General features: G+C 57.8%; 10 protein-coding genes and 2 pseudogenes. 6 read left to right on the top strand and 6 right to left on the bottom strand.

The features are described 5' to 3' along the window. Positions 1 to 64 precede the first annotated feature (64 nt). The 4 genes from P6U16_RS07245 to P6U16_RS07260 are packed head-to-tail and all read right to left on the bottom strand — an operon-like array spanning position 65 to position 3,550. A complete protein-coding gene (locus P6U16_RS07245; RefSeq protein ID WP_277703192.1) occupies positions 65 to 619 on the bottom strand; it encodes a flagellar protein in 555 nt (184 codons plus the stop codon). Then, positions 616 to 2,019 carry a flagellar protein export ATPase FliI gene (gene fliI / locus P6U16_RS07250; RefSeq protein ID WP_277703193.1) on the bottom strand — a complete coding sequence of 468 codons (1,404 nt, stop codon included), beginning with the start codon at positions 2,017 to 2,019 and terminating at the stop codon, positions 616 to 618. The genes P6U16_RS07245 and fliI overlap by 4 nt, the downstream gene beginning before the upstream one ends. Before the next feature lie 24 nt (positions 2,020 to 2,043). Beyond that, positions 2,044 to 2,769 (bottom strand): flagellar basal-body rod protein FlgF, encoded by a 726-nt coding sequence (gene flgF, locus P6U16_RS07255; protein WP_277703194.1) that lies wholly within the window; start codon positions 2,767 to 2,769, stop codon positions 2,044 to 2,046. A gap of 1 nt (position 2,770) precedes the next feature. Next, entirely contained in the window at positions 2,771 to 3,550 is a 780-nt protein-coding gene (locus P6U16_RS07260; RefSeq protein ID WP_277703195.1) for a DUF1217 domain-containing protein, read from the bottom strand. 184 nt (positions 3,551 to 3,734) lie between these two features. Between P6U16_RS07260 and motA the strand changes: the two genes are divergently transcribed. The 6 genes and pseudogenes from motA (at position 3,735) to P6U16_RS07290 (ending at position 9,041) form a co-directional block, all read left to right on the top strand. After that, positions 3,735 to 4,613, top strand: a complete 879-nt coding sequence (motA, locus tag P6U16_RS07265; RefSeq protein WP_277703196.1) for a flagellar motor stator protein MotA — start codon at positions 3,735 to 3,737, stop codon at positions 4,611 to 4,613. Positions 4,614 to 4,616: 3 nt separating this feature from the next. After that, the gene (locus tag P6U16_RS07270; protein WP_277703197.1) at positions 4,617 to 5,567 is read left to right on the top strand and encodes a FliM/FliN family flagellar motor switch protein; all 951 of its coding nucleotides are present in this window, start codon (positions 4,617 to 4,619) and stop codon (positions 5,565 to 5,567) included. 197 nt (positions 5,568 to 5,764) lie between these two features. Beyond that, entirely contained in the window at positions 5,765 to 6,250 is a 486-nt protein-coding gene (gene fliN, locus P6U16_RS07275) for a flagellar motor switch protein FliN (RefSeq protein WP_277703198.1), read from the top strand. 30 nt (positions 6,251 to 6,280) lie between these two features. Next, a complete protein-coding gene (gene fliG, locus P6U16_RS07280) occupies positions 6,281 to 7,312 on the top strand; it encodes a flagellar motor switch protein FliG (RefSeq protein ID WP_277703199.1) in 1,032 nt (343 codons plus the stop codon). A gap of 203 nt (positions 7,313 to 7,515) precedes the next feature. Beyond that, positions 7,516 to 8,596, top strand: a pseudogene (gene flhB / locus P6U16_RS07285) (flagellar biosynthesis protein FlhB). A gap of 4 nt (positions 8,597 to 8,600) precedes the next feature. Continuing rightward, positions 8,601 to 9,041, top strand: coding sequence for a hypothetical protein (locus tag P6U16_RS07290; protein ID WP_277703200.1), 441 nt, complete (start codon positions 8,601 to 8,603; stop codon positions 9,039 to 9,041). A gap of 63 nt (positions 9,042 to 9,104) precedes the next feature. On the opposite strand, the pseudogene P6U16_RS07295 reads toward P6U16_RS07290, so the two are convergent. Further along, positions 9,105 to 9,830: pseudogene (locus P6U16_RS07295) on the bottom strand (helix-turn-helix transcriptional regulator); the annotation flags it as partial. Between the two features lie 11 nt (positions 9,831 to 9,841). Continuing rightward, positions 9,842 to 10,525, bottom strand: coding sequence for a helix-turn-helix transcriptional regulator (locus P6U16_RS07300; RefSeq protein ID WP_277703782.1), 684 nt, complete (start codon positions 10,523 to 10,525; stop codon positions 9,842 to 9,844). Between the last annotated feature and the right edge of the window lie 122 nt (positions 10,526 to 10,647).

Consider the following 10,647-nt stretch of genomic DNA (forward strand, 5'->3'; position numbering starts at 1 on the left):
GGCGCGCCCGGATATTCGGCCATCATGGCGGATTGTTCGTCGCACGGATGCGACCGTCGCAAAATCAGTTGGTCTGAAAGATGTCGCCGTTGGAGGTGATCATCACCCAACGTCCCTCGCGCTGCTCGAGCGTGGCCAGCCGGCTGTTATCAGGCAAGACGGAACCGACGCGCACGATATACATGCCGCTGGCATCTTCGATCAGAGCCCGGCCGTTGGCGACGTGCATCAGCTTGAAGCCCGACGAACCCGGAAAGGGCTGCTCCGGCCCATCCTTCTGGTTTGCCAGGGTGCCTTCGTCATCCGTCGACGGCACCGTCGCGGTAAACAGCTGGTCCACGGCAGCCTTGACCTCCGGGTCGGTTTCCGGCTCGCCGTCGGGCGAAAGCGAAGCAACGGTTCCGGAACCGATCTTCTCGGGCAGATCGCGCGTTGCGCCGCTCCAGGGTGCCGGCATGGCAAACTTGTCCTGGTGCAGGAAAGCATACCACGGGAAGAAGGTGGCGATTGCGGCAAGCGTGATGCCTGCCGCGCCCAGTGCCTTGTCGATGGTAGGGATGCGTTCGCCGCGTTTGCGCTGCGGCACGATTTCGTCGGCGTCTTGATCGTTCATGTTCATGCTCTCGGTCTCAAACCGGCTGCTGGCTGGTTACCGACTGTCGCCGCCGCCTTCAGCGCATTGGCCAGATCGGTGAAGGCATCGAAGGCCGGCCGCTCGCCGGGTGTCTGTTTCAGAATTTCATAGATCACCGGGACCTGCTTGATGGCCATGTCGAGATCAGGATCACTGCCGGGACGGTAGCCGCCGATCAGGCGCAAGTCTCGGGTTTCCTCGAAACGATGGATGAGTGACTTCAGCCGCGAGACCAGCTTTTCCTGATCGGGCGTCCAGGCTTTGCGCGCAAGACGCGACACCGAAGCCAACGGATTGACGGGCGGGTAGCGCCCCTCTTCGGCCAGGCTGCGGTCCATGACGATATGCCCGTCGAGAATGCCGCGGGTCGAGTCGGCGATCGGATCGTTGTGATTGTCGCCATCGACAAGGATGGAAATGATCGCTGTGATCGTGCCGGTACCTTCGGCACCAGGCCCGGCCCGCTCGAGAAGACGCGGCAGTTCTGTAAAGACGGAGGCCGGATAACCGCGCGCGATCGGCGGCTCGCCCGAAGCAGTTGCCACTTCGCGGATCGCATGGGCAAAACGCGTCACACTATCGACGATCAAAAGCACGTTGTCGCCCTGGTCGCGATAGTGCTCGGCAATCGTCATCGCTGTCAGCGGTGCCATCTTGCGCAGCATCGGGCTTTCATCGCTGGTGGCGACGACGGCAACCGACTTGGACAGGTTTTCTCCCAGCGTATCCTCGATGAACTCGCGCACTTCACGACCACGTTCGCCGACCAGCGCAATCACGACCTTGTCGAAGGCATCGGCGCGCGCCAGCATGGAGAGAAGCGTCGATTTGCCAACGCCGGAGCCGGCGAAAATACCGAGACGCTGGCCAAGGCAAAGCGGCGAGAAGATATCGATGGCGCGCACGCCGGTGCGGAAACCATGCTGCACACGCTGGCGGGTCATGGACGGCGGCGCTGTATTGGATATCGGGCGACGGATATCACCCTGCAAAAGCGGCCCGCGTCCATCGATCGGTTCGCCCAGCGCGTTTATGGTGCGGCCGCACCATCCTTCAGTCGGTGCGACACGGAAGGCGCCCTTACGGATAACAGTATCGTGGATACCGATCGGGTCGCCCGGCTCGATCGGGCAAACGACTACCGTTTCCTGTTCCACTTTGACGACTTCGCCAAGATGTATCCCGGTCGCACTCCGGTGCGCAACAAATTCGCCGAGGCGAACGTGACGCGACAGACCGCTGACGGTGTAGTGACCAGCTGAAATCGTTTTGACGTGGCCGCCCGGCGCAATCGAAAAATCCGGATTGGAATATCGCCCGACGAGACCTGCAAGGGCTGCAAGCGACGTCGATGTGTTGCGGATCTGGATCTTCTCGCCCTGCATGCCGTTTCCTGTCACGATGTGGGTTTACCGGTTGCCGCCAAGCGTCTTGATCGCTTCGTCCAGTGTGCCTTCGCTGTCGCGCATCAGGGCCGTGATATTCTCGAAGGCCCGTGAGACCATGATCAGCTGGGACATTTCCTGGACGGCGTTGACATTGGACTCTTCGACGAACCCCTGAAGAACGCCAACGTCAAAGCGATCAACCACCGGCTCCGGCTGCGTCACGGGAATGACGGCACTGTTTTCATGGCGGATAAAGCCATTGGTGAAATCGGCCTCGTAGAGGCCGAACGAAGCGACTTGTGCACCATTCTGTCGGATCAAGCCGTCGGCACCGACCTCGACGGGGCCGGCGACATTGCCCAGTTGGATCGGCGCGCCACCCGGATCGAGCACCGGATAGCCGCGGATCGTGACCAGATCGCCATTATCGGTGATCGTGAAACGGCCGTCGCGGGTGAGCGCTGGACCCGCTGGCGTCTCGATCTGAAACCAGGCGTCGCCCTTGATCGCAAAATCCAGAGAATTATTCGTTTGCCTGAGGCCGCCATTGTTGGTGTTGATGAATTCCTGTCCTTCTGACACGAAGGCGACCTTAGCGGGCTGTGTATCGGCAACCACCTGATTGAATTTCACCTCCGTTGCGCGGAAGCCGACGGTGCTGGAATTGGCGACGTTGTCCGCAAGCGTATTCAGACGCTTTTCAAGCGCAACCTGAGAGGAAATCGCGACATAAAGGCCGGTCTGCATATCAGAGCCCTCCGAGTTTCAGTCTATTGATGGAGAGAAGCAGATCAGAGGAAATGCCGTAGCCGCTGGAGGATCCGAAGACGGCGAGCGGGTCGTAGGGATCGGAGGAGTTGTTCAGCTCCCAAAGAGCCGTGAACCGCTCCATGAATTTGCTCAGCTTTGCCGGATCCTTGAAATCGTCGATATCGATCGTCTTTTCGATCGTGGCAACCTGCTTGTCGATGTCGGAAGCGGCGAATTCGTCGGGTAGCTGCATCACTGTGCGCACAACCTGCGCCAGGGCATTGTCGGCCAGAAGACCGTAGCCACTGGTGATCGACGGCGCCATGCGTTCGAAGTAAAGCGCGAGCCGTACGCCGGAGTTTTCCTCGCCGGCGTTCTGCTCAAGCGTCTGGCGGGCATACTTATCCGCCACGCCCTTCTGCGCCTTGTCAAAGGATGTTGCCGCCGCGCCATTGCGGGCGAAGTTCAGCGATTCCACCAACTCCGAATAACGACTGTCCGTCAGTTTCTTGGCGAAGGCGTCCTCACTATCAACACCTTCCGTCAGGACCTTGCGCATGAAAGCCTTGGCGTAACCCATGTCTTCCAGGCCGTGTGCCTTGATCGCGTAGTTATAGAGCCGGCTGTCGGCAAAAAACTCGTCGATGGATTTCACATCGCCGATCTTGGAAAGATAATATTCCGTCTCGCGCGCAACGTCTGGCTGTTCTGCCACGCGCTCCAGCGATTTCGACAGGTCGGCGGTGATGAGTTTGTAGCTGGTATAGGTCGTCGTCACGACGGCACCCCCGTTGGCTCATATTCGAAACAGCGCAGCACGCGCCCATTGGGCAGAACCTGCATCCTTTTGCTTGCGCGAACCTGTTCCGGAAGAGGCCGGAAAAAGGCTCCCGGGCCAGCCTCACGCAAGGCAGAAACCGTATCTGTGGCCTTGAAAATTGCGATCTTGGCGGACAAAAAACATGAACATCATCATCGGCCTTCTCCTGACATTCGGCTGTATCATCGGCGGCTACATCGCCATGGGCGGCCACATGGAGGTGTTGAACCAGCCCTTCGAGCTTGTCATCATCGGCGGCGCGGGCATTGGCGGCTTCATCATTGCCAATTCGATGAAGGTGATCAAAGACACCGGCAAAGCCCTGGGAGAGGCCTTTACCAACAAAGTTCCGAAGGAACGCCACTATCTCGATACGCTCGGCGTCCTCTACAGCCTGATGCGCGACCTGCGCACCAAGTCGCGCAACGAGATCGAAAGCCACATCGACAACCCGGACGAATCCTCGATCTTCCAGCAGGCGCCGACCGTGCTGAAGAACAAGGAACTGACGTCCTTCATCTGCGACTATGTCCGCCTTATCATTATCGGCAATGCCCGCAGCCATGAGATCGAAGCACTGATGGACGAGGAAATCAACACCATCACCCATGACAAGATGAAGGGCTACAATGCGCTCGTCACCATGGGCGACGCCTTCCCGGCGATCGGCATCGTCGCCGCCGTTCTCGGCGTCATCAAGGCCATGGGCGCGATCACGGAAGCGCCTGAAGTGCTTGGCGGCAAGATCGCCGCTGCTCTCGTCGGCACCATGCTCGGCATCTTCCTCTCCTACTGCATCGTCAGCCCGATCATCGCCAACATCAAGACGGTGCGCGACAAGCAGGGACGCCTCTACATCATCGTCAAGCAGACGCTCCTTGCCTACATGAACGGCTCGGTCCCCCAGGTTGCGCTGGAATACGGACGCAAGACGATTTCGGCCTATGAGCGTCCGTCCATCGATGCCGTCGAGCAGGAAATGATGAATCCGGGCGGCGGCGGCGAAAGCAAGGCGGCCTGATCCATGACAGCACACACCACCACCGACAACGTTCATCCTTTCGATCGCCGCCTTCTGGCGCGCATGACCGGCGCTCTTGGCGATAGCCAGACCATCGGCAAGATCTGCGGCGATCTCGGCCATATCTTTTCGGAGTTTCTTCCTGACATTCTCAAGGCAGAAACCGGGCTCGACATCGCTATCGCCTATGCCGGTTTCGATGTGGGCATGAAAAGTGAGCTGGTTACCGATCTCGGCACTGCCGTCGCGCTCAGCGATGCCTCGCTGCGTAACTGGGCTGCGGATTTCACGCTGAGCTGCGACAGCCCGCTGATCATCACGCTGATGGAAACGCTGCTCGGTGCGCCACCGTCTGCCATCGAGGAGCCGAAGCCCCGGGCACTGTCTGCCATCGAACTTGATGCCGCGACGATGATCTTCGAGAAATTCGCCGATGTCCTGCGTTCGGCGGTCAACGCGAGCGGTGGCTTCGAACCGCTGGTCGGCAGGCCGTACAATTCGGCCACACGTCCAGCCGACGATCCGGATGTCGAGGATTGTTACGCAGCCTGCGTCAACGTCACTGTTGGCCTCGGCCCAGTCCTTTCGACATTCTCCGTGATCGTGCCGCAGAAAACACTTCTGAAAACGACGATCGTTTTTCCCAAAGGCGTGGGGCACAACAAGAAAGCAAAGTCCGAATGGAACGAGCATCTGGAACAGCAGGTTCGCCGCTCTGCGGTAACGCTTGAGGCTCGCATCAAGCTTGAAAGCCTGACGCTTGACACGATCAGCCGCCTGCAACCGGGCGACGTCATTCCTTTTCACGATGCCCAGGACGTGCGCGTCGAGGTCAATGCCAATGGCAGGGAGCTCTACATCTGCGAGTTCGGGCGCTCCGGCGCAAAATATACCGTTCGGATAAAGGACACACACGGATCCGAGAACGACATTCTTCACCATATCATGGGTTAAAAGAACCGCGCTCCGACCCGCAGTATGGTTGGGGCAAGTTTCAACTGGAATAATTCAAACATGGCTACCAAAAAGCACCCATTGGCGAACAAGCGATTCCCAACGTCGGCGATGACGAACTCGACCAGGCGATCGACGATCTGCGCGGCGTCCTGAAAAGCGACAGCGCAGGAACACTGCCCGGATCCGATTTCGACATGGATTTCGGCGCCGCTGAAACACCTGACCTTTCGTCGGATTTCGGCAGTTCCTTCGGAGACACGGCTGGCGGCCTTGACAGCTTTGGCGGCGATTTTGGCTCGACCGATTTCGGCGACGATGCGGTTTCCGGAACGGCATTCGGAACGAGCGATTTCGACGGCTCCAGCGATTTCGGCGGCGCGCACCTCGATGGCAGCTCGACATCCAGCGAACCCGGCAGCAGTCTGACCGCCAATCTCGATCTGATCATGGACATTCCGATCGAGGTCCAGATCGTTCTCGGATCGAGCCGCATGCAGGTTTCAAGCCTGATGAATCTGACCGAAGGTGCAACGATCGCGCTGGACCGCAGGATCGGCGAAGCCGTCGATATCGTCGTCAACGGTCGGGTCATCGGTCGGGGCGAGATTACGGTTCTGGAAGACGATGAAACACGTTTCGGTGTGAAGCTCATCGAAATCAAGGGTACCAGTAAAGTTTAAAGCCCAGACCTGGGCCACGAGGATCAATCCATGATGGATTTCGACAATTTCGCGGCACAAGCGCCGACCAGCCCTCTCAGCCAAATCGACAAGGCTGCGGCGGTCCTTCTCGCTATGGGTAAGCCCATCGCCGGTAAATTGTTGAAATTCTTTACACAGAGCGAATTGCAGGCGATCATCGCCTCGGCGCAATCGCTCCGATCCATTCCCCCACATGAACTGGAAATCCTCGTCAACGAATTCGAGGACCTGTTTACCGAGGGCGCCGGCCTGATGGATAACGCCAAGGCCATCGAGGGAATCCTGGAAGAAGGCCTTTCACCTGACGAAGTCGATGGCCTGCTTGGACGGCGCACCACTTTCCAGTCCTATGAGGCAAACATCTGGGACCGTTTGCAAGAATCCGACCCCGTTTCCGTGGCCCAGTATCTCGGCAAGGAACATCCGCAGACAATTGCCTATGTGTTGTCCATGATGCCCTCGACTTTTGGCGCCAAGGTGCTGCTGCAGCTTCCCGAGCAGAGCCGTGCCGATATTATCAACCGTGCCGTCAATATGAAAAGCGTCAGCCCGAAAGCCGCAACGATCATCGAAACGCGCGTCTTCGAGATGATGCGCGAACTGGACGCCGACCGGAATTCGACGGGGTCGATCAAGATCGCCGAAGTCATGAACGAACTGGAAAAGAACCAGGTCGACAGCCTTCTTGCCTCGCTCGAAAGCCTCAACACCGATGCGGTCAAGAAGGTTCGCCCGAAAATCTTCCTTTTCGACGACATTCTCGCAATGCCGCAGCGCAGCCGAGTCCAACTGTTCAACGACGTCTCTGGCGATATCATCACCATGGCCCTGCGCGGCTCCAGCATGGCACTGCGCGAATCGGTTCTGGCCTCGCTCGGCGCACGCCAGCGCCGCATGATCGAGTCCGACCTCTCGGCTGGCGATGCGGGCATCAACCCGCGCGATATCGCAATTGCCCGTCGTTCCATCACCCAGGAAGCGATCCGCCTTGCCGCCAGCGGCCAGATCGAACTGAAAGAGAAGACGCAAGCCGCAGCCTGACGTCGGACGTTTTAACAAACCACGCGTCAGGCTATTTGAGCCAGGCGCGTGTTTTTGTTTCTCAACCCGATCAAAAGTAAAAGTTGCGGTTTCTGTGAGGCCAGTCGCTTTAACAGGTGGTGCCTCTTGCATCCGGCTGGTGTCAGGATCACAACTGGCTGTCGCGCAAAGACTGCGGCTCAGCGCGAGGGCTCGTCGATCTGATGTCTGAAGATCAGGACAAAGACAGTAAAACAGAACTGCCATCGGAGAAAAAATTGTCCGATGCGGCCGAGAAAGGCAATGTGCCCTTCTCGCGCGAAGTGACGATGTTCGCTTCGACGATCGGCATCTACATTTTTTTCGTGTTTTTCATGCCGCAGGGCTTCACCACGCTTGCCGAGGCGTTGAAGGACATTTTTGAACAGCCCGAAGCGTGGCGCATCGAGACATCCACTGATGTCGTCGCCTTGGTCACCCACATCTTCTGGTCGACAAGCGCATTGATGATCCCGATTTTCGCGCTGCTTGTCGTCTTTGGCCTTGGCTCATCGGTCCTGCAGAACCTGCCCTCGCCGGTTCTTGACAGGATAGCACCGAAAATGAACCGCATTTCGCCCATCGGTGGCTTGAAGCGAATCTACGGAGCCCAAGGTCTTGTCGAATTTGGCAAGTCGCTCTTCAAGATCATCATCGTCTCCGTTGTGATCGTGATGGTACTCAAGAATGACTATTACGCCTCGCTCGAATCGATGTTCTCCGATCCGCTGACGATCTTTACGACGCTGACCGGTGATCTCAACGAGATCATGATCGTCATCCTCTTCGCGACCGCCACGATCGCCGTTGTCGATTTTTCTGGACACGCTACCACTGGTACACCGAACTGCGCATGACCAAGCAGGAGGTGAAGGAAGAACTGAAGCAATCACAGGGCGACCCAATCATCAAGGCACGACTGCGTTCGATCGCCAGGGACCGCGCGCGTCGGCGGATGATTTCGTCGGTTCCGCGCGCGACGCTTGTCATCGCCAACCCGACCCACTTTGCGGTGGCGCTGCGTTATGTGAAGGAAGAAGGCGATGCGCCAGTCGTGGTTGCCAAGGGACAGGATCTCGTCGCATTGAAGATTCGCGAGCTTGCGGAAAAAACGGTATTCCAGTTTTTGAGGACCCGCCCCTCGCACGCTCAATGTTTGCGCAAGTCTCGGTCGATAGTGTGATTCCACCGGTCTTCTACAAGGCAGTAGCCGAACTGATCCACCGGGTTTACGCAACGCAGCCGAACACGAAACGGATGACGTAAGTCGATGAAAAAATGCCAGTATTCCGAACAGCGCGAGAAAATTGTAGCCGAAGCCATCCGTCCGGTCGCCACAGAATTGCGCCTGATCGACGCAGCCGATTTCATAGCGCTGCTGCGCTTTGAGTCCCATGGTAGCCTAGCCGATCTCGTTTCATCGGCCGCTGAACTTTACTTCCTTCCCGGCACGGTAAACTTCGGCATCGGGGGCAATTATAGCCTCGATTGGGATACCCAGCCTGAAATCGTGCTTGATCTCGAGCTGAAGCCCGACGGCGTCACTGTTTATGCCCAACTAGCGCTGGGCAAGGATACCGCCGGCGTGGAAATCAACCATATCGCTTTCCAGACACCCTCAAACGATCCGGACGAAAACACCGCGTTTCTGGCGAAAAGCCTGAATGCTGCAAAATTCGTCACATCCTATCCGACGGCAATGGCGAGCTGACAGCCCGCCATCCTCCCCCGCACTGTTTCGCAGACTGAATATCAGCTGATGTAGCCGAGGCAGAATCGCCTTGGCGATCGCCTGGATTCGGTTGACGGAATCCAGCTTTGTCGTGGCAACGCCGAGATAGGCATTTACGGTATGAACGGAAAGACCCATTTTCTCGGCAATTTCTTCGCTGATGTAACCATCGCCTGCCATCTGCAGGCAAGCGATTTCCCGATCGCTCAAGGATTCCGACGGCAATGCCCGACGCTCATCGGCGCCAAGAATGTCGGTCATTATCTGGCAACTGCGCCCATGCAGGTCGATGATGACAGCGCTTGAGAGATCAATATAGCTGCCCATGAAAATGACATAGCCATTTCCCTGTGCACCGAGGCGAACGGGAAAGGCAATGCCGGAAAAGGGCAGGAAACGACCCTTCAAACGATGCGTGAAGCGGGAGAAGTCGGAAACCTCGACAGCCTGATGATCGCCGGTACCGTTCCACAATATTGGCAGGAGCGATGCATCGAGATGCTCCAGCAGTTGGTCGCTATAGGCCGAGGTCAGATCATGCGCAGTGACTTCCGATCCCGGCCCCCAATTATCAAGCACGCAGGTAAGTTTGCGAGACGCCGGCAGTCCGCTCCCGTTAAGACGAAAAACTGCAAAATGCTTGGCATTGATCTGCTTCTGCATCGCCTGGAGGCGCGCAACCAGTGTGGACGCTCGCGACACCCTTACCTGGCGTCCCGGCTTGCTATCATCAGCAGTGCGTGTCGTGGGCGGCAGGATGTAGACCATAGTCGTCGCTCCTAGACCAGATTGTTTCGAACAGCGTAGGCAATGGCCTCTGACCGTGTCTTCGTGGCGGTCTTGCGCATGACGCTGGTGATATAGTTGTTAATGGTATTACGCGAGATGCCCAGAATCGTTGCAATTTCGTCGCTCGTCTTACCCTCGGCAATCCAGAAGAGACATTCGAGCTCGCGCTCCGTCAGATCGAAATCACGGTCACTGCGAACGCTGCGCTCATTGGCAAAGCTGGCGAAGTAGGCCGTCAGCAGCCCGACGTCGCGGACGCTTTCCTGCGAAAGTATGACATCGGTGGGGAAGAGCAGCATCAGCGAAAGGCGGACACGGCCGACATTGAAGGTAATCGAGCAATATTCCCGGCTGATACCACGGCTGATATCGACATCATCCGGCAGCGACATGAAGCACGGCTGCAGCACGGACAGGCATTTCTCAAGCTCGTTGGTCTTCGAATGCAGCCCAGACATGACCTTGGCCAGCCTCTTGACGACATCGAACGGCCAATCCGAGCATACGACAAAATCGAGCCCTTCATCCTGCGAGAGGTCGTAGCGCGCCAGAAGGTAATGCGTGGCCCCGACATATTCGGTCAAGGCGGCCAGCCCCTTGCCCAGGTTCCCGCGCTCGGCGAACTCGCCCAGCCTGCGGATCAACTGCTCTCTTGTCGATACTCGGCCAACCATACGCACAGATGTCAACGACCCCGCCCAGGTCGCACTTTCAGCTTGTAGAACATCCATAATTTTGCCCCTCGTTATGGACTCGCCGTCCTGCTCGAAGCGCCTTCGCCGCCGCCGCCGACAGC

The organism is Rhizobium sp. 32-5/1, assembly GCF_029537235.1.
Lineage (GTDB): Bacteria > Pseudomonadota > Alphaproteobacteria > Rhizobiales > Rhizobiaceae > Pararhizobium.